This window comes from Empedobacter sp. UBA3239 (assembly GCF_002362875.1).
GTDB lineage: Bacteria > Bacteroidota > Bacteroidia > Flavobacteriales > Weeksellaceae > Empedobacter > Empedobacter falsenii_B.
In genome coordinates, this window is the sequence record NZ_DEVJ01000015.1 from 42,535 (window position 1) to 61,675 (window position 19,141).

At 31.6% G+C, this 19,141-nt stretch carries 17 protein-coding genes and 1 tRNA gene; 8 read left to right on the top strand and 10 right to left on the bottom strand.

Translation table 11 applies throughout. The features are described from left to right. The first annotated feature begins 49 nt into the window (after nucleotides 1–49). Complete coding sequence (gene rocD, locus B4G36_RS02480) at nucleotides 50–1,282, top strand: ornithine--oxo-acid transaminase (protein ID WP_291061729.1); 1,233 nt, start codon at nucleotides 50–52, stop codon at nucleotides 1,280–1,282. 77 nt (nucleotides 1,283–1,359) lie between these two features. Further along, on the top strand, nucleotides 1,360–3,423 hold the full coding sequence (locus tag B4G36_RS02485; protein WP_291061731.1) for a M48 family metalloprotease: 2,064 nt from the start codon (nucleotides 1,360–1,362) through the stop codon (nucleotides 3,421–3,423). Between the two features lie 22 nt (nucleotides 3,424–3,445). Here B4G36_RS02485 and pdxH read toward each other — a convergent pair whose 3' ends face one another. Beyond that, nucleotides 3,446–4,093, bottom strand: a complete 648-nt coding sequence (pdxH, locus tag B4G36_RS02490; protein ID WP_115000403.1) for a pyridoxamine 5'-phosphate oxidase — start codon at nucleotides 4,091–4,093, stop codon at nucleotides 3,446–3,448. Nucleotides 4,094–4,168: 75 nt separating this feature from the next. Between pdxH and B4G36_RS02495 the strand changes: the two genes are divergently transcribed. Further along, a complete protein-coding gene (locus tag B4G36_RS02495) occupies nucleotides 4,169–4,720 on the top strand; it encodes a YqgE/AlgH family protein (protein WP_219033938.1) in 552 nt (183 codons plus the stop codon). A 4-nt stretch (nucleotides 4,721–4,724) separates the two neighbouring features. On the opposite strand, the gene B4G36_RS02500 is transcribed toward B4G36_RS02495, so the two are convergent. Both B4G36_RS02500 and B4G36_RS02505 read right to left on the bottom strand, forming a co-directional pair. Beyond that, nucleotides 4,725–5,534, bottom strand: coding sequence for an aminotransferase class IV (locus B4G36_RS02500; protein WP_219033939.1), 810 nt, complete (start codon nucleotides 5,532–5,534; stop codon nucleotides 4,725–4,727). Nucleotides 5,535–5,545: 11 nt separating this feature from the next. Continuing rightward, on the bottom strand, nucleotides 5,546–5,929 hold the full coding sequence (locus B4G36_RS02505; protein ID WP_038330532.1) for an START-like domain-containing protein: 384 nt from the start codon (nucleotides 5,927–5,929) through the stop codon (nucleotides 5,546–5,548). A 115-nt stretch (nucleotides 5,930–6,044) separates the two neighbouring features. Here B4G36_RS02505 and B4G36_RS02510 point away from each other — a divergent pair. Beyond that, a tRNA-Met gene (locus B4G36_RS02510) sits at nucleotides 6,045–6,118 on the top strand. Nucleotides 6,119–6,178: 60 nt separating this feature from the next. Here the strand turns inward: B4G36_RS02510 and B4G36_RS02515 are convergent. Continuing rightward, nucleotides 6,179–7,048, bottom strand: a complete 870-nt coding sequence (locus B4G36_RS02515; protein WP_291061735.1) for a DUF6515 family protein — start codon at nucleotides 7,046–7,048, stop codon at nucleotides 6,179–6,181. A gap of 231 nt (nucleotides 7,049–7,279) precedes the next feature. On the opposite strand from B4G36_RS02515, the gene B4G36_RS02520 reads away from it, so the two are divergent. Then, a complete protein-coding gene (locus B4G36_RS02520) occupies nucleotides 7,280–8,329 on the top strand; it encodes a nucleoid-associated protein (protein WP_038330727.1) in 1,050 nt (349 codons plus the stop codon). A gap of 35 nt (nucleotides 8,330–8,364) precedes the next feature. Here B4G36_RS02520 and B4G36_RS02525 read toward each other — a convergent pair whose 3' ends face one another. From B4G36_RS02525 to B4G36_RS02545, 5 genes are all read right to left on the bottom strand, one after another. Beyond that, nucleotides 8,365–8,643 (bottom strand): GNAT family N-acetyltransferase, encoded by a 279-nt coding sequence (locus B4G36_RS02525; RefSeq protein WP_291061748.1) that lies wholly within the window; start codon nucleotides 8,641–8,643, stop codon nucleotides 8,365–8,367. Between the two features lie 232 nt (nucleotides 8,644–8,875). Further along, the gene (locus B4G36_RS02530) at nucleotides 8,876–9,394 is read right to left on the bottom strand and encodes a hypothetical protein (RefSeq protein WP_291061737.1); all 519 of its coding nucleotides are present in this window, start codon (nucleotides 9,392–9,394) and stop codon (nucleotides 8,876–8,878) included. After that, entirely contained in the window at nucleotides 9,391–9,819 is a 429-nt protein-coding gene (locus B4G36_RS02535) for a hypothetical protein (RefSeq protein WP_291061738.1), read from the bottom strand. The genes B4G36_RS02530 and B4G36_RS02535 overlap by 4 nt, the downstream gene beginning before the upstream one ends. A gap of 10 nt (nucleotides 9,820–9,829) precedes the next feature. Next, nucleotides 9,830–10,999: a sigma-54-dependent transcriptional regulator gene (locus tag B4G36_RS02540; protein ID WP_291061740.1), complete on the bottom strand. Its 1,170-nt coding sequence runs from the start codon at nucleotides 10,997–10,999 to the stop codon at nucleotides 9,830–9,832. A 98-nt stretch (nucleotides 11,000–11,097) separates the two neighbouring features. Beyond that, nucleotides 11,098–12,738, bottom strand: a complete 1,641-nt coding sequence (locus tag B4G36_RS02545; RefSeq protein WP_291061742.1) for an AMP-binding protein — start codon at nucleotides 12,736–12,738, stop codon at nucleotides 11,098–11,100. Nucleotides 12,739–12,956: 218 nt separating this feature from the next. Here B4G36_RS02545 and B4G36_RS02550 point away from each other — a divergent pair, with 218 nt between their 5' ends. Then, on the top strand, nucleotides 12,957–13,448 hold the full coding sequence (locus B4G36_RS02550; RefSeq protein WP_291061744.1) for a DinB family protein: 492 nt from the start codon (nucleotides 12,957–12,959) through the stop codon (nucleotides 13,446–13,448). A 31-nt stretch (nucleotides 13,449–13,479) separates the two neighbouring features. Here the strand turns inward: B4G36_RS02550 and B4G36_RS02555 are convergent, their stop codons facing one another. Continuing rightward, a complete protein-coding gene (locus B4G36_RS02555; protein WP_280035858.1) occupies nucleotides 13,480–15,009 on the bottom strand; it encodes a SulP family inorganic anion transporter in 1,530 nt (509 codons plus the stop codon). Nucleotides 15,010–15,190: 181 nt separating this feature from the next. On the opposite strand from B4G36_RS02555, the gene B4G36_RS02560 reads away from it, so the two are divergent. After that, nucleotides 15,191–17,989 carry a TonB-dependent receptor gene (locus tag B4G36_RS02560; RefSeq protein ID WP_291061745.1) on the top strand — a complete coding sequence of 933 codons (2,799 nt, stop codon included), beginning with the start codon at nucleotides 15,191–15,193 and terminating at the stop codon, nucleotides 17,987–17,989. Between the two features lie 6 nt (nucleotides 17,990–17,995). Beyond that, a complete protein-coding gene (locus tag B4G36_RS02565) occupies nucleotides 17,996–19,045 on the top strand; it encodes a phytase (protein WP_286494891.1) in 1,050 nt (349 codons plus the stop codon). The last annotated feature ends 96 nt before the right edge of the window (nucleotides 19,046–19,141 follow it).

The window sequence follows — 19,141 nt, forward strand, 5'->3', positions numbered from 1 at the left end:
TGTCGGTTTTTTTATAAAATATTACGAACAAACAAAAACAAATTATTACATGGAAAAATCAGCAGAATTAATTGCATTAGAAGAAAAATACGGAGCGCATAACTATCATCCACTTCCAGTTGTATTGGAAAAAGGTGAAGGTGTTTACGTTTGGGATGTTGATGGAAAAAAATATTTCGACTTTTTATCAGCTTATTCAGCTGTTAATCAAGGTCATTGTCATCCTAGAATTATTAAAGCGTTGAAAGATCAAGCCGAAAAATTAACGTTAACTTCTCGTGCTTTTTATAATGCGGAATTAGGAAAATACGAAAATTTTATCACAGAATTATTCGGTTTCGATAAAGTATTGCCAATGAATACGGGTGCTGAAGCTGTAGAAACAGCGCTAAAAATTGCTCGTAAATGGGGTTACGAAAAGAAAGGAATTCCAACTGGTGAAGCGATTATTGTAGTATGTAAAGACAATTTCCATGGTCGTACAACTACTATTATTTCTTTCTCGAATGATGAAGATGCACGTAAAAATTTCAATCCTTACACAAGTGGTTTCGAAGCTGTAGAATACAATGATGTTGAAGCTTTAAAACAAATTTTAGAAGAAAAAGCAGATAAAATTTGTGCATTCTTAGTAGAACCAATTCAAGGAGAAGCTGGTGTTAATGTACCTTCTGAAGGATATTTGAAAGCTTGTGAAGAATTATGTAAACAACATAATGTTTTATTTATCGCGGACGAAATTCAAACAGGAATCGCACGTACTGGAAAAATGTTAGCTATCGATCACGAAAATATTGATGCTGATGTTTTAATCTTAGGTAAAGCCGTTTCAGGTGGAGCTTATCCAGTATCTGCAGTTTTAGCAAATGATGAAATAATGAATGTCATCAAACCAGGACAACACGGTTCTACTTATGGAGGTAATCCATTAGCTGCGGCTGTTGCTACAGAAGCTTTGCAAGTTGTTTTGGACGAAAAATTAGCTGAAAATTCTGAAAAATTAGGACAAATTTTTAGAGCAGAAATTACGAAAATGGCTGAAGAATTTCCGTTATTCAAATCAGTTCGTGGAAAAGGTTTATTAAATGCAATTTTAATCAACGATACACCAGAATCTGAAACAGCATGGAATTTCTGTGTTGCAATGAAAGACAACGGATTATTAGCCAAACCTACACACGGAAACATCATTCGTTTCGCTCCTCCTTTAGTGATGAACGAAGAACAATTACACGAATGTTTAGCGATTATTCGTAAAACTGCACAAGAGTTTAATAAATAATCAACAATAAAATGATATAGAAAAAACCTGATGAAATTTCATCAGGTTTTTTTATATTCGAAACTTTAATTAACACTATGAATTCTTTTAAAATAAACGTTTCCGAAACGTACAAAAAGGCGCAAAAAAAATCGGCAGTATGGATTGCTCTTTTCTTGATTACTCTCTTCTTTTCTACAATTTTGAGCATCATCATTTTCATAATTTGCGTTTGTGGAGGAATCGCTATCGTCATTGCTAAACCAATGTGGATTACTATTTTTTTAGGTTTGGGACTGTTGGCTTTAGGAGGTTTAATCGTTTACTATAATATTAAATTTATTCTAAATATTTTCAAAAAAACAGCTACAAATGGAATTGAAATTTTTGAAACAGATCAACCAGAATTATTCAAATTAATAAAAGCAACCGCAGATAAAGTTGGCACAAAACATCCCAAAAAAGTATTTATTATTGATGATGTAAATGCATATGTTTCCTATTCGAACAATTTACAAAGTTTAGTTTTTCCAACAAGAAAAAACTTATCTATTGGCGTTGGTTTGCTTCATGGTATTTCTCAAAATGAGTTAAAAGGAATTATTGCGCACGAATTTGGGCATTTTTCTCAAAAATCAATGACAATTGGTAGCCATGTTGGAAATGCGACCAAAATTATGGAAGATATTTTATACAGTAATCAAACCTTAAAATTTGATGTTGATAATTTAGGTCAAATTAATGGAATTGTTGGTTTTATTTCAATGGGCGCTGTTGCTTACAATAAAATGATTGAATCTATTTTGAAAATAATACACAAAAAATTAGAATTCAATTATCTAAAATTAAGTCGAGAAATGGAATTTCATGCTGATCAAATTGCAACAAATGTTGTGGGAATTGAGACGATGAGCAAACCATTATTGAGAATAGAATTGTATCAATTTGTTTACCAAGAATTAGCTAATTTTTATACAAATTTACAAGATGATCAAAAGTTTTCGACTAATATTTATCAAAACATGAATCAATTAGTTGATTTTTATATCGATGATTACGAACTTTCTTTAGAAAATAATTTAGCTATTGTTGGAATTAATGAATTTAATCAAAATCATTCTTTACTACAATTTGAAGATTTATGGTCGACACATCCAGAAATGGACAAACGTTTGGCAAATATAGCGTCTACAAATCATCATTCTAAAATAGATAAATCTCCAAAAGCAATTACATTACTTCAAAAAAATAATGAATTTGAAGAAGAATTTACATTCAATTTTTTCTTTCAATTAAATTTATATCGTGTCAATGAAATAAATAATTCAGAATTTATTGAAACGTTTAAAACCATTTATAACAAATACAATTACCCTAAAGTTTACAATCATTTTTTTACAAATTATGATTTACCTTTTGATCGAATTAAAGAAGTTGATTTAACGAATAAACAACAAAATATTCCTACGAATGAATTGTTTTCGGATGAAAATATTTTAGTTGCAAAACAATATTTAGCTTTACAAATTGATTTACTTCAATTAGATTTTTTTACTAGTCAAAAAAAGCCGCAACCATTCAAATACAACAATGTTGTTTACAATAAAAAACAAGATGTACTGAAAGTTAAAGAAGAATTAGAGCAAATTAATAAGGAAAAAGAAGCTGAGTTCTCAGAATATTTAGACAATATCAAAATCTTTTTCAAATCTAATTTAGATGAACAAAAAACTATTTTGTTAGAAGATTGCATCAAAGTTGAAGCAGATTTATCAGCAAATATTCAATTGGTAGATGAAATTAGAACTCATATTAATTTTGCAACAAAACCTATTCACGAAAAGCTAAGAATCGAAGCTTTAACAGTTTTGAATAATCAAATAGAGCAATTGAAAAATGTAACAAAAGATATTCTACAAAGTGAAATCGCAAAGGAAAAAATAACTATTCGAGAAATTGAAAATGCACAATATTTTATAGATGAAGATTGGATTTTCTTTTTTGACTCTACAGGTTATAACAACAATGCTTTTGAAAATTTAATCGAAAATTTATACTTTGTAGATCAAGTTTCAAATAACTTATTGTTTCAAAAAAAAGCTGCTTTCCTAAAAGAATACGAACCATTATTAGACTATACATCAAAAACAAAAGCCTCTTAATTAGAGGCTTTTATTTTATATCTTAAGGTGCTAAACGCTCTTTTTTCCAATCAAAATCGTCTTGTAAAACATAACGAACTCTATCGTGTAAACGACTTGGACGTCCTTGCCAAAACTCTATCTCAGTTGGGCGAATCAAGAAACCTCCCCAATGTGCTGGACGAGGAATTTCTTTTCCTTCGTATTTTTTTTCTAATTCCAATTCCTCTGCCGCCAAATCTTCGTGCTCATCAATCACAGAACTTTGCGCCGAAATCCAAGCGCCTAACTGGCTACTTCTTGGACGTGTTTCGAAATATCCATCCGAATTATTATCCGAAGTTTTTTCAGCTACACCTTTTATAATAATCTGTCTTTCGAGAAATGGCCAAAAAAATGACAAACAAACTTTCGGGTTTTCTAATAAAGCTTTTCCTTTCTGACTGTTGTAATTCGTATAAAAAATAAAACCTTCGTCCGTATATCTTTTCAATAAAACAACGCGCGTTCTCGGAAATCCATCTTCACCAATCGTTGCAACAGACATCGCATTTGCTTCATCCACTCCATCCGATTCTTCAGCTTGCAGAAACCAATCACGAAATTGTTCGATCGGATTTTCTCTTAACGAATCAAAATTCATCGACTGTTTTTCGTAAACTTTTCTTTTATAACTTAAATCTTGTTTCATTAATGATTATTTTATATTTTTAAACAGCTAATTGTATATTTCGTCAAGATTTCACGTAACAAAACCGAAACAAAAATGTCTATCAAAAGTATAAAAAAAGGAGCTATTTTGGTCGCAAAACCAACATTAAGTAACGATATTTTTCAGCGAAGTGTAATTTTAATTACAGAACACTTAGAATCTGGAAGTATTGGTTTTATTCTTAATCATTCATCTCATATTCCGATTAGTATTTTTGTATCTGAAATGGAGTCTGCATCTATTGTTTTTGAAGGTGGACCTGTCGATAAAGAAAACATCTATTATATTCACAAACGACCTGATTTAATCAGAAATAGTGAAAAAATTACTGAAAATTTATATTGGTCTGGCGTATATGAAGATGTGCGTGATGCAGTAAATCAGAATTTGATTAGTCAAGATGAAATCAAGTTTTTTATTGGATATTGTGGTTGGGCACCAAAGCAAATCAAAGATGAATTAAACAACAATTCGTGGGCTGTAACGGATTTGGATTTTGATATTTTTGAGCGTTGGGATGCTGATTTGTGGAAAAAATTGATGAAACAGCTTGGAGGTGAGAACTTAATTTGGCTAAACACCCCCGCTGATCCTTCTATGAATTAATCGATTATAAATATTTAAAAATCGATTTTGTTTTGTCTAAAGTGTATTCTTTTTTACGATTTTTGGTAATTGGTAAAATTCCAATTCCATCAATCAAAATGAAAACTTCTTCTGCCTTCTGAATTTCAAATGGAAAAATTTCGACTTCTTCTACTTTAAATTCTTCGGCTTTATTAATTTTTGTAATGAAATTATTTCTCAAAACACTAGTAATAACACCTTCTTCTTTTTTCGGTGTACGAATCGTTTCTCCATTCACAACAAAAATATTTCCTCGTAAAGAACGCGCCATTTTTTTGTTTGCATTTAGCAAAATAATATCAGCATAATCATTCTCTAAACGATAGATTTCTGCAATATTTTCTTCTGGACGATACGTATTTACAAGTGAATAAAATGCAGTATTGATTGCATAATCTTTGTAAACATCAATTTCGTTTTCAGCTTGTAAAAACTCCCAATCATTTTCACTATTTTCAATGGAAATCAAATAATTGATGGATGCTTTTAGATAATCGCCCTCATCATTTCTGAACGCAAAAAATTCTACTTTCCCTGATTTGGTCTGATTTGCTTCTGCTAATAAATTGATTTGTTCTTGAAAAAATTCTGGTGTAAAATCTAACGGAATATTCATGCGGTAAATACGCATAGAAGCCATTAAATTGAAATAATGATCTTCCCAATCAATAATTTCACCATTTACAAATCGCAAAATTTCTTTTACAGCATCACCATTACGAAAAGCTCTGTTCTGAATTCCTATTTCTGCATTTGCTTTTTCGACAATAACGCCACCTAAGTTAATTTTCAAAATAATAGATTTTAAACAGATCCTAAGATTTTTTTAAGATCTTCAATTTGACTTTCCCACAATTGTTTTGATTCTTCTACTTCGTCTTCATCAGCAAAATCTGTAATAACTAATGATACATCGTTCGTTAAATCGTCTTCTACAATTGTTAATTCGAAGAAATATTTTGTATCTTCATCATATTCCCATTGAAAGCGCACGTATCCATCTTGCTTAGATTTCATCAAAAATGCAGATTCTTCGTGTCCATCCCAAATAAAAGTATATTTTTCTCCACGAGAATTTACGTTATCTGCAAACCATTCTGATAAACCAGAAGGGTTTGAAATATAGTTATATAGCAAAGACGGTGAAGACTTGATTGAAAATTCTACTTGATATTTCTTTTTTGGCATAATTCTATTTTATTGAAGTCGCAAGATATAAAATGAATTGTATCTACCAAAGAAAATCAAAATAAGTTTTGTTATAAAATCAAAAAAAAATTACCTTTGCAAAAATTAAAATTTAGGCGAGGTAGCTCAGATGGTTAGAGCGCAGGATTCATAACCCTGAGGTCGGCAGTTCGATTCTGCTCTTCGCTACAAATAAAAAGCCCAAACAGACAATCTGTTTGGGCTTTTACTTAACTACTAAAACCTATACTAATCTAAATAACCTACTACTTGATAAGCTCTTGTTCCTCTATTGTAAATTTTTTGGTACAAAACACCTCCAAATTCATACAGATATTCTCCTCCATAATCTACTCTTTCATATCCTGCTGGTAACGCATATACGATAGCACCTAGTGGAGCTTGAACTACTTCATAATAATTTCTATTTGGGCTGTAATAAACACCTTCGTAGAAATAATATGGATTTCTATTACCAATATTAATTGTTACATAACCTACTGGTAAAATATTAATTCTAAATCCTACATATGGCATATATCTCACATATCCATTGTTATAAGGACGATAGTAAATACCATTGTTTCCGTAGAAGTTATAACTGTTATACGAATACTTGTTATAGTTTCTTACATTCACATTAGAAACTGGTCGGTTTCCTCTGTTGTATGAGCTAGAATTTATACGAACTGGATTGTTGTAGAAATCTCTGTTTTTTAAACTCTCAGATCTATTACCTTGATTACCTTGGTTATTTTCTCTGTTATTTCCACTATTATTCCAATCTTTATTAGAACTTGATCTACTACTTACAATCGCTGTATTATTTCTATCTATACGTGTACTCGTTTCACGTTCAGTTCTATTTGTAGAATTTTTCCAAGATTCATTCGTAGAATTTCCACGACCTATTCTTTCTGTTCTATTTCCTTCAATACGACTAGTTCTATTTTCTGTTCTAGCCATTTCAGAGCGTCCATTCCCTTTACTTCTTGAAGTTGCTTCTCTTGAAGAAGAACTTCTCTCACCACCTCTTTGACCTCTATCTTGAGCATTTACACCAACAGCTAACATGGCTGTAAAAGCTACTCCTAAAAGTGTAAATTTAATATTTTTCATCACCTAACTTTTTAATAAATTAAGACATTTCTCCTAATACTATTTCCGTGCCATAATTATAAGTTTAAACCATAGAAAATGTTATAATAATCAAAATAATTTATAATCCATTCAAATTCAATGAATTGCATTAACATTTTTGTTTGACAATTTTGTTAAATATTTTTATTCCTGACATCGTTTGTATTGATTTCTGAATTGATTACTTTTGTTTTTAAGAAATTATATAAAATGATTGACGTTAAAAATGCTTACATCGCCTTTATTAGTTTACAAAAAGTTGGACATAAAGTTCGAGAAGAAGCTAACATTTTTGCCGATAAAACACTAGAATACGATGAATCTAAGGAAGAACAATTGGTTCCTTTCTTATTAAGTCCATTCAAAAAAACACTCGAAATTAATCGTTTCACGCATTATACAGAAAAATTAGAATTTAATGTTTTGTACAATCAATGCAAACAAATGTTTGATGAAGAAATAGATTTTATCGATTTTTCGCAAGAAGTTTTAAGTCATTTATACGAGAAATCATTGCATCCGCAGATCAAAAGTGGTGAAGTTTTTATTGCACTTTTCGAAAATATGATGTTCGACGGAATTCCTTGTCGTGGAATTGGAATTTATAAATTAGAGAATAAGAAGAAATTCTTGCGTTTTGACGAATCACGTGGTTTAGATTACAACATTTGGAAAGGTTATAAGCTAGAAGGAATCGACAAAGCCTGTCTTATTCTTGATGCTTATCGTGACGAAGGTTTCCGTGTCTACTCTATCGATGATAAAAATGTGGAGTCAGAATATTGGAAGAAAAATTTCTTGGAAATTGATTTGATTAAGGATAACAATTACCATACGAAGAAATATATGGAGTTGATTACAGATTTCTCGAATGATTTTCTTTTGGATAAAACAGACAAAAAACAACAAGCAGAATTTATCTCAAATTCGATAAATGTGCTGAATTCGAATGAAGTTGTAACGAATGAAATTTTTGAAGATCAAGTTTTGAAACCTTTCGAAATTATTGATGAATTCAAAGAATATAAGAAAGATTATAGCGAAAATAATCGTGTTGAATTTGTGGAAGCTTTCGAAGTTTCAGTTCCAACTTTGATGAAAGAATCTAAGAAAATTAAAAGTGAAATTAAATTAGATACAAAGATTAACATAAAATTAGATTTGACAAATCCTGATGCAGCCGAAGAATATTTGGAACGTGGTTTTGACGAAGAAAAGAAAATGTATTATTATAAAGTCTATTTCAATTCTGAACAATAAATTAAAGGCTCCTATTTTGGAGCTTTTTTTTGATATTAATTCAATTTCAAAATACATTGATGATTCAAAATCTCAAAACCATTTTTCAGCCAAAAACCTTTTGCAAATTGATTCTCAGCTGTAAATTCTAATTCAATATATGCTTGATCGTTCAAGAAATTTATCGCTTCTTCAACCAATTTAGAAGCGATGTTTTGATTGCGATAATTTGCATCAACATACAACGAATCTATTCTTCCTTTTGATTTAATCACAAAGTATTTCGGACAAAGATGTTTGGAACAAATAATATATCCAGCTAAATGACTTTCTATTTAGGCTACAAATACTTTTATGTTTTCTTGTTGTAAAACTCCCTTGAAAAAATCATCAATATCATGTTTGTAGGTCAAATCTATTTGATACAATGCATTAAACTATTGATGATGTTGTAACAATTTTATCATCATTCTTTTCAGTTCAGGAATATCATTTTCTACGGCAATTCTTATCATATCTAAAAATAAAAAAATCCAGTTAAAAAACTCTAACTGGATTTACTAAAAACTATTGTTTATCTAATTTTATTTTGTCTTGACCTTGTTGCAATTGATACAACTCTATAATATCCTCAATTGGATAATTAAACCAATCGACTTGTTTTTTGATTTTCGAATTTTGATCTAAATACAAATATGTCGTGAATTTCATCGCCGGAAACTTCATTCCATTATAGGTATAAGGCGAAAATTCTCCGTTTGCAATAATTATCGAATCGTTAGAAAATAATTCATTTACTTTCAATAATTTATTATTTTCATATTGCATCGTTTGATCACTCCAACGAATAATATCATTCAATAAATAACGTGGATCTACCGTAGAACCTCCCGAATATTGTTCCACATTTTCATACACCAAACTATCATTGTAAAAAGATAACATTTTTTTGTAATCTTTTCGAGATGAATAATTTTCGAAAAAACGTTTTCCTAATTCATCATTTTTACTGGCTGAAGAAGAATTACAACTTACTAAAAAAGTAATTGCAATAAGACTTAAAATCCACGTAAATTTTATTTTCATTTGTCTGAAATTCTTGTTAAATAATTTTTACCATTATCATCAGCCATTCCATCTTCATTGAGAATCATAATCTCCGAATTGTCCGACCAACGTAAAAATTGAAAAGGTAATTTTTTCTTTTTTGAATCAATCTCCATCAACGATCCATCATCTTTTTTAAATAATTCTCCGTTATAAGATTGACCTTTGTATTCAGCAGTAAATTTGTCATCTGCTAATTTCAAAACGATTTTATCTCCAAAATATTTTCCTTCAAAAACTCCTTTGTAAATAAGCGTTTCGCTCGTAAAAACAGAATTTTTCTCTAAAGACAATACATCTTCATGCGACAAACCATCCGAACTTTTATCCACTTCTACATTATCCTTTTTACATGAAAATAAAAAGAGTTGACCGATAAATAGCAAAAAGAAAATCTTTTTCATCTGAGATGAATTATTTTTTCACGAATTGTTCAACATCTTTTCTCGAAATTGGATTGTCGCCCAAAATCAATAAACGTTCAACAACATTTCTTAACTCACGAATATTTCCTGACCAATCTAATTCTTTCAAAGCTTCATAAGCTGAATTATCAAAAGATTTTTGACTTGTCGTATCTGTAATAAAATGTTCAACCAAAGCAGGAATATCATCCTTACGATCATTAAGCGCCGGAACATTAATAATAATTACCGCTAAACGATGATATAAATCCTCTCGAAAACGACCTTCTTCAATCTCTTTTCGTAAGTCTTTATTTGTTGCTGCAATCACACGAACATTCACATTAATTTCTTTCTCAGAACCAACTGGAGAAACTTTTCCTTCTTGTAGCGCGCGCAAAACTTTTGCTTGAGCAGAAAGACTCATATCCCCTATTTCGTCTAAGAAAATTGTTCCTTCGTTAGCCAATTCAAACTTACCTTGTTTGTCTTTAACGGCTCCAGTAAACGATCCTTTCACGTGACCAAATAATTCACTTTCGATTAATTCAGCTGGAATTGCCGCACAGTTTACTTCAACCAAAGGTTTTACATTACGATCACTTTTTTCGTGCAAATGATGAGCAACCAACTCTTTTCCTGTTCCATTTGGACCAAGAATCAATACACGAGCGTCTGTAGCAGCCACTTTATCTATGATTTGTTTCACTTCTGCAATTGCAGGAGCATCACCAATCATTTCATATTTCTTCGCAACTTTCTTCTTTAATGCTTTATTTTCTTTCTTCAATTCTTTGTTCGAAGAGATTAACGATTTACGGTCTAAAGCATTGCGAACAGTCGTCAATAATTTATTAAGATCTGGTGGTTTTGAAATAAAATCGTACGCACCTTTTTTGATCGCATCTACAGCCAAATCAACATCTCCGTGCCCCGTTATCATCACCATTGTTAAATCAGGATTATATTCCATCGCTTCCGATAAAACTTCCATCCCATCTTTCAATGGCATTTTTATATCACTTATAATTAAGTCGTATTCTTTTTCTTTTATTTTTTCAAGCCCAACAGCTCCGTTTTCAGCTTCATCCACATTCCATTTTGGGTTTTCATCCATTAAAATGCTTTTCAAAACGTTGCGGATTGCCTGTTCATCTTCGATTAATAAGATATTTGACATCGTTTAGATCGTTTATTTTTGTAAAATTAAAATAGACTCAAAGATAATTGAAATTATTATTTTTGAGTCTACTTTTGATATAGATTTTAATACTTTTTTTAAGATGTTTTAACTTTTCGTGCATTTTCTAAACCTAATTCTTTAATAGAAACTTCTCTCATTTCTATTTTTCGAATTTTTCCTGAAATAGTCATTGGAAATTCTTGTACAAATTTCCAATATTTAGGACGTTTGAAATGAGCGATGGATAAACAATAAGCCTTCAATTCGTCTTCGGTTATAGTAATACCATCTTTCACTTTCACCCAAGCCATTACCTCTTCTCCGTATTTGATACTTGGAACACCAATAATTTGAACATCAGAAATTGATTCATGTTCGTACAAAAAATCTTCAATCTCTTTTGGAGAAATATTTTCTCCTCCTCTAATGATAATATCTTTAATGCGTCCAGTAATATTAATGTAACCATCAACATCCATAGTCGCTAAATCACCAGTATGCAACCAATTATTCTCATCAATAACTTGTGATGTCGCTTCCGGATTGTTCCAATATTTTTGCATGACGGAATAACCTCTTGTACAAAATTCACCAGCAATTCCACGAGGTAAAATATCTCCTGTTTGCGGATCAATAATCTTAATTTCTAAATGATCTTGAACTGTTCCAACCGTCGAAACTTGCTTTTCTAAAGGTGTTCCGATAATAGTTTGTGTAGAAACTGGCGAAGTTTCTGTCATCCCATAACAAATCGAAACTTCTTTCATATTCATTTTAGCTTGCACTTTCTTCATAATTTCAATCGGACAAGGCGAACCAGCCATTACACCTGTTCTCAAAGATGTTAAATCGAAACGATCAAAATTTGGTAATTCTAATTCCGCAATAAACATCGTCGGAACTCCATAAAGTGATGTACATTTTTCCATTTCGACTGCATTCAATGTTTTTGCTGGATCAAAACTATCCGAAGGAATTACCATACAAGCGCCATGCGAAGTACACGCCATATTACCAATTACCATTCCGAAACAATGATAAAATGGAACAGGAATACAAACACGATCACGATGCGTATAATTTAATCGAACACCAATAAAAAAACCATTGTTCAATAAATTATGATGCGTTAAAGTTACTCCTTTTGGAAAGCCTGTTGTTCCAGATGTATATTGAATATTTACAGCATCATCAAACTGAACAGATTGCTCTATTTGATGCACTTCTGAAGTCGAAATTTCTTCTCCTTCAATCAAGAAATCATCCCAATTTTCTTCAAAAATAATGATATGTTTTAGTGATTTCGCATTCTCTTTTACATTATTCAACATCACTTTATATTCACTTGTTTTGAAGCTTAAAGAAGCAAAAACAGCAGAAATTTCAGCTTGATTTAATACAAATTCGAGTTCATTTTCACGATAAGCAGGATTCAAATTAACCAAAATCATTCCCACACGGGCCGTTGCATATTGTAACAATGTCCATTCTGCACGATTTGGCGCCCAAATACCTACGCGATCTCCTTTTTGCAAACCAATTGCAATCAATGATTTTGCTATTTGTTCGGTTTGTGAATAAAACTCTGTATACGTCGCTCTATAATTTTGATCTACGCAAACCAAAGCCTCTTGTTGCGGATATTTTGCAACCGTATTTCGTAAATTTTCGCCAATTGTTTCTCCTAAAAGAGGATATTGTGATGCACCACTTGAGTATGATAAGTTAGAAATCATGTGCTTATATTCTATGTTTTTAAAATTACTTTCCAACTCAAACTTAACAACGATTTTCAGGAAAATAAATTTATCAAATACAAGATTTTAAATTTCTAAAAGAATCGTATTTTTTTATTAAAATCAAAAATGAATTCAAAAAAATGAAGGTTTATTTTTAACAAATACTTAAAATAACTCCATCAAATTATCCTTAAATTGTAAAAAATTACTGAAAAATGAATACAATAAACCACGACAATTATACTTCTATTTACGATGGAATAGAAGTTGTAGATGCTTTACAAACACGTATTGCTGACATCAAGAAAACATTAATAATTGTAACAGAATTAGATAAATGGGATTATGCCTATGCAGAAGGTAAATGGACCATCAAAGAAATGATACAACATTGTATAGATTGCGAACGTATTTTTTCCTATCGTGCACAACATATTGCGAGAGAAGATTCACAAACATTAAATTTCTTCGATGAAAACGCCTATGTATTGACTTCAAATGCAAATGAAAGAAAGCCCGAAGAATTAATAAAAGAATGGACTAATTTGATGAAAGCAACTTACTTTCAGTTTGAATCTTTTAATGATGAAACTTTAAACAAAATAGGAAAAGTTGGTAATCGAGAGTATTCTGTTGAGAAAATCGGTTATGTAATGGCTGGTCATTCCATCCATCATATGAATGTAATTAATGAACGATATTTATAAAAAAAGTCAGCTTCTAAAAAGCTGACTTTTTTTATTTCGGCATCACATTATAAGTCGGATCTTCTTCAATATTTACCTCAATAACACTTTTTGCATTTTCTAATAATCGAATAGAATCTTTACTCAAATGTCGCAAAATTACAATTTTATCTTGTTGTGCATATTTAGATGTAATAATATGTAAAGATTCAATTGCACTCATGTCAACTATTCTACTCTCTTTCAAATCTATAACAATTATTCTTGGATCAGAATTAATTTCAAATTTCTCTAAAAAAGTAGAAGTCGAACCAAAGAAAAGTGGTCCATAAATCTCATATATTTTTCGTCCATTTTCATCAACAAATTTACGTGCTCGAATACGTTTAGCATTATCCCAAGCAAAAACCAAAGCCGAAACGATAACACCTACAAAAACAGCCAAAGCAAGGTTATGTAACACAATCGTGATAATCGCCACCAAAATACTTACAAACACATCCGATTTTGGCATTTTTGTTATTAATTTAAAAAATCCCCACTTAAAAGTCGAAATCGCAACCATCATCATTACACCAACAAGTGCTGCCATCGGAATTTTCTCAATCACTGGAGCACCAATTAGAATAATAATCAAGATTGTAATTGCACCAATTGCTGGTCCTAATCTCGAACGAGAACCTGCATCTAAATTAACAAACGTCTGAGCAATCATTGCACAACCTCCCATTCCACCGAAAAAACCATTTGTAATATTTGCAGCACCTTGCGCCAAACATTCTTTATTCGACGAACCTTTTGTTTCTGTCACCTCATCCACCAAAGTAAGCGTTAGCAAAGTTTCAATTAACCCAACCGAACCCATAATAATCGAATAAGGCAAAATAATTTTCAAGGTTTCTAACGTAAACGGAACACTCGGAATATGAAAACTTGGCAATTCTCCTTTTATACTAGCAATATCACCAACAGTCTTTGTATCAATATGAAATCCAATTACCAATAGAAAAGTCACAAGAATTGCAACCAAAGAAGCTGGAATAATTTTCGTTAATTTCGGAAAGAAATAAACTATCAGAACCGTAATTAGCGTCAATCCAGCCATCGTATAAAAAGGTGTACCACTCAACCAACTCGTTATTCCATTCGTAGTTGATTTGAATTGTTCTATTTGTGACATAAAAATAACAACAGCCAAACCATTTAGAAAGCCATACATAACAGGTTGAGGAATTAAACGAACAAATCTTCCTAATTTGAAAACACCAATTACTATCTGGAAAACTCCTGCTAAAGCAACCGCAGCAAAAATATATTGCTCACCATACGTTGCATTCAACGCGATTAAAGTAATAACGGTAGCACCTGCTCCACCCGCAACCATCGCTGGTCTTCCTCCAAAAACCGCCGTTACAATTCCCATGATAAATGCACCATATAAACCTATTAAAGGTGATAAACCAGCTAAAATTGCAAACGAAAGCGATTCAGGAATCATTGTCATAGCAACAGTTAAGCCGGCTAATATTTCGTTTTTATAATTTATTTTTTGATTGAATTTTAAATATTCAGCAATCGACATCAGAAGTTTTATTTCATGCAAAAGTAACAATTACTACGCATCTAAAATTAGTAAAAAGCTAGATTAAATATCAAATTACATACTAATCATTGAAGTAATTTTATAATTGTTAAATATTTCTTAATAAATATTTAACAATTAGGAAATATAGCAAATGTATTTTTGACGAAATTAATTTCTAATGAAACATCTTTTAAAACTCTCCTTATTCATTCTAGGTCCATTCGTTTTGGCTCAAAGCGGTGTTATCTCAGGAAAAGTTGTAGATTCTAACGATCAATTTTCGTTACCAGGAGCTACAATTCGCATCGAGAATTCCAATAAATATACTGTATCTGACCAAAATGGTAATTATCAATTTCTAAATCTTACACCTGGTATTTATACCATTTATATTGATTATTTAGGATACGAAACCATCTCAAAACAAATAGAAGTTACCGAAAATAAAACAGCAGTTATTGATTTTTCTCTAAACGCAGGTTACAACGAACTAAATGAAGTTGTTATAGTTGGAGATTATTTAAAAGGGCAAGCAAAAGCATTGAATCAACAAAAAAATAACGGAAATATTACCAATATTATTTCTTCAGATCAAGTTGGTCGTTTTCCCGATTCTAACATCGGAGATGCGTTAAAACGTGTCACTGGAGTTACAATGCAAAACGATCAAGGTGAAGCTAGAAACATTATCATTAGAGGTTTATCACCCGAATTAAATTCGGTCATGTTAAATGGAGATCGCATTCCATCTGCCGAAGGTGATAACCGAAATGTACAAATGGATTTAATTCCTGCGGAAATGATTTCATCTATAGAAGTGAACAAAACTTTGACACCAGATATGGATGCAGACGCAATTGGTGGAGCTGTAAATCTGATTACACGTGCTGTTCCAAATAAAGAGCGTATTTCTATAACGGCTTCTGGTGGTTATGCACCAATTCGCGAAAAAGGCTTGTACAATTCGTCTTTTTTATATGGAAATAGATTCTTCAACAAGAAATTAGGTGTAGTTGTTTCAGGAAGTTATCAGGTTCAAAATTTTGGTTCAGATAATATCGAAGCTGTTTGGGACAAAGATGAAAATAAAACCTATTTGTCACAATTTCAGATTCGTAAATATGACATTCAACGTGTAAGAAGAAGTGCATCTTTTTCAGCAGATTATCAGTTTAATGAAAACAATAGAATAGATCTTTCTGCTATTTACAATTGGCGTGACGACAGAGAAAATCGTTATAGAGTAACTTATCGCGATTTAGAATTTGATGAAAAAACAGGAACTTACACAGGAAATATACGTCGCGAAACAAAAGGTGGAATTAATAATAACCGCAATAAAAATGCACGTTTAGAAGATCAACGTGTTTACAATATATCGTTACGAGGAGAGCATTTATTATCTCCAAAAATCGATATGGATTGGGCTGTTTCTTATTCAAAAGCGAGCGAAGACAGACCAAATGAGCGCTACATCGATTATCGTGCAAAAGGTGTTACCTTTAATGAAGATTTATCTGATGCAAAATATCCAAATGTAACAACAACTTCTACAGAAGATTTGACCAAATTCAAAGTTGGTTCATTATCAGAACAACACGATTATACAGATGAAACAGAATTTGGTGCAAAGCTTAATTTCAGAGTTCCCTTAAGTCTTATTCCAAATCAGAAAGGACGCTTACGCTTTGGTGGTCGCCTTCGATTGAAAGACAAAGAGCGCGAAAATATTTTCTATTCATACGAAAGCATAGATGGAATGGGAAATTTGAGTACTCAAAATCCTGTAAATTGGTCAAGCAATCGTTTCAATGCTGGTAAAAAATACCAAGCTGGATATTTCTATTCAAATCATCAATTAGGAAATTTAGATTTAAACAATACAAATCTATTCGAATCTAACTTAGAACCTTCTGAATATCTAGCCTCTAACTATAAAGCGAAAGAATATATTTCGGCAGGATACATTCGTTGGGATCAAGATCTATCATCTAAAACATCTTTGATCGTAGGTGTTCGTATCGAAAATACTTCAATAGATTATACAGGGAATTATGTACAAGATGAAGAAGATTTAATTGGAGAAATCAAGCACAAAAACGATTATACCAATGTTTTACCAAGTCTTTCTTTGAAACATAAATTTACAAATGATTTTATTCTAAGAGCTGCGTTCACAACAAGTATTGCACGACCAAATTATTACAGTTTAGCGCCTTTTGTAAGTGTTTTGAAAGAAGATACAGAACTTTTTGCAGGTAACCCAAATCTGAAAGCGACCTATGCCATGAACTATGATTTGATGGCTGAAAACTATTTCGAAAATATCGGAATTGTTTCAGGAGGATTTTTCTACAAAAAATTAAACGATTTCATCTATACGTACAAAAACAATACATTTACAACAAATGATTTCCAAACGCTTTTTCCTGACATAGCAAACCCAGTTCCTGCTGGAGAAAATTGGAAAATGACACAAGCTAGAAATGGAGATCACGTGAATGTTTTTGGATTTGAAGTAGCTTTTCAACGTCAATTAGATTTCATTCCAGGCGAATTTTTCAAACATTTGGGAATTTACCTTAACTATACATACACCGATTCGAAAGCCAAAGGAATTACCAATGAAGATGGTGATTTGAGAGAAGATCTTGATTTACCTAAAACAGCTCCACACATGTTCAATGGTTCGTTAGCATTCGAGAACAAAAAGTTCTCTGCACGTATTTCGGTTAATTATACAGCCGCTTATTTAGACGAAATTGGAGGAAATGCTTTCGAGGATAGTTATTATGACAAACAATTATTTTTAGATGCAAATGCGTCGTATAAATTCTCGAATCAATTACGAATTTTTGCAGAAGCAAACAATTTAACAAATCAACCTTTACGTTACTACCAAGGAGTTTCGAGTCAAACAATGCAACTCGAATATTATCAACCACGTTTTACTTTAGGTCTAAAATTTGATTTCTAAACAATTATGAAAAAAATATTCATCACATTATCACTCTTCACTATTCTATTTTCTTGTGAATCCTCTAAACTAGCTCCAATTCCTACAAATGCAGTAAAACCAACTGTTACAACACAGCAAACACCAAATGATACTGATGATCCTGCAATTTGGATCAATTATCAGAATCCTGAAAAATCACTTATTATTGGAACAGACAAACAAGAAGAGACAGGCGGTTTATATGCCTATGATTTGAATGGTAAAATCGTAAACCAAATCGTTCCACTTAATCGTCCAAATAATGTAGATGTGATGTACGGTTTTCCTCTGAATGGAAAAAACATTGACATTGCAGTGCTTACCGAACGTGCAAACAATAAAATTAGAATTGTTTCGCTTCCAGATTTTAAATTGATTGACAATGGCGGAGTCGAAGTTTTCAAAGACGAAACATTACGAGACCCAATGGGAATTGCGCTTTACAAAAGCAAAAACAACAAGTTTTATGCAATCGTTGGTCGTAAAGACGGTGTAAGTGGCGAATACCTACATCAATATGCATTAGAAAACAAGAACGGAAAAATAGAAGCAACTTTAGTGCGAAAATTTGGAAATTATTCGGGTAACAAAGAGATTGAAGCCATTGCAGTTGATGAAGAATTAGGCTTTATTTATTATGCTGACGAAACAGCAGGAATTAGAAAATATTATGCCGATCCAGAAAAAGGAAACGAAGAAATTGCATTCTTTGGGCAAAAAGATTTTAAACGCGACCACGAAGGAATTGCAATTTATAAAACCAATGCAACAGACGGCTATATCCTAATTTCAGACCAACAAGCAAATTATTTTAATGTATACAAACGACAAGGTGAAGCTTCAAATCCAAATGAACACAAATTAATTGCTAAAATCCCAGTTTCTACTATCGAATGTGACGGAGCTGATGCGATAAACTTCAATTTTGGAACTAAATTCCCAAAAGGTTTCTTTGTTGCCATGAGCAATGGAAAAACATTCCAAATCTATGATTGGCAAATCATTCAAAACGAAATTGATAAACAAGCCAAATAATTATACATTCACACATAAAAAATCCGAGCTCATAGCTCGGATTTTTTGGTTTTATGTAATCACATGCTTTATTAATATAACCCGTAGTGCATTTAG

Excerpts from the sequence above, each read along its gene's own strand:
- rocD (WP_291061729.1), top strand. The coding sequence starts at position 50 with ATGGAAAAATCAGCAGAATTAATTGCATTAGAAGAAAAATACGGAGCG.
- B4G36_RS02485 (WP_291061731.1), top strand. The coding sequence starts at position 1,360 with ATGAATTCTTTTAAAATAAACGTTTCCGAAACGTACAAAAAGGCGCAA.
- pdxH (WP_115000403.1), bottom strand. The coding sequence starts at position 4,093 with ATGAAACAAGATTTAAGTTATAAAAGAAAAGTTTACGAAAAACAGTCG.
- B4G36_RS02495 (WP_219033938.1), top strand. The coding sequence starts at position 4,169 with ATGTCTATCAAAAGTATAAAAAAAGGAGCTATTTTGGTCGCAAAACCA.
- B4G36_RS02505 (WP_038330532.1), bottom strand. The coding sequence starts at position 5,929 with ATGCCAAAAAAGAAATATCAAGTAGAATTTTCAATCAAGTCTTCACCG.
- B4G36_RS02515 (WP_291061735.1), bottom strand. The coding sequence starts at position 7,048 with ATGAAAAATATTAAATTTACACTTTTAGGAGTAGCTTTTACAGCCATG.
- B4G36_RS02520 (WP_038330727.1), top strand. The coding sequence starts at position 7,280 with ATGATTGACGTTAAAAATGCTTACATCGCCTTTATTAGTTTACAAAAA.
- B4G36_RS02530 (WP_291061737.1), bottom strand. The coding sequence starts at position 9,394 with ATGAAAATAAAATTTACGTGGATTTTAAGTCTTATTGCAATTACTTTT.
- B4G36_RS02535 (WP_291061738.1), bottom strand. The coding sequence starts at position 9,819 with ATGAAAAAGATTTTCTTTTTGCTATTTATCGGTCAACTCTTTTTATTT.
- B4G36_RS02540 (WP_291061740.1), bottom strand. The coding sequence starts at position 10,999 with ATGTCAAATATCTTATTAATCGAAGATGAACAGGCAATCCGCAACGTT.
- B4G36_RS02545 (WP_291061742.1), bottom strand. The coding sequence starts at position 12,738 with ATGATTTCTAACTTATCATACTCAAGTGGTGCATCACAATATCCTCTT.
- B4G36_RS02550 (WP_291061744.1), top strand. The coding sequence starts at position 12,957 with ATGAATACAATAAACCACGACAATTATACTTCTATTTACGATGGAATA.
- B4G36_RS02555 (WP_280035858.1), bottom strand. The coding sequence starts at position 15,009 with ATGTCGATTGCTGAATATTTAAAATTCAATCAAAAAATAAATTATAAA.
- B4G36_RS02560 (WP_291061745.1), top strand. The coding sequence starts at position 15,191 with ATGAAACATCTTTTAAAACTCTCCTTATTCATTCTAGGTCCATTCGTT.
- B4G36_RS02565 (WP_286494891.1), top strand. The coding sequence starts at position 17,996 with ATGAAAAAAATATTCATCACATTATCACTCTTCACTATTCTATTTTCT.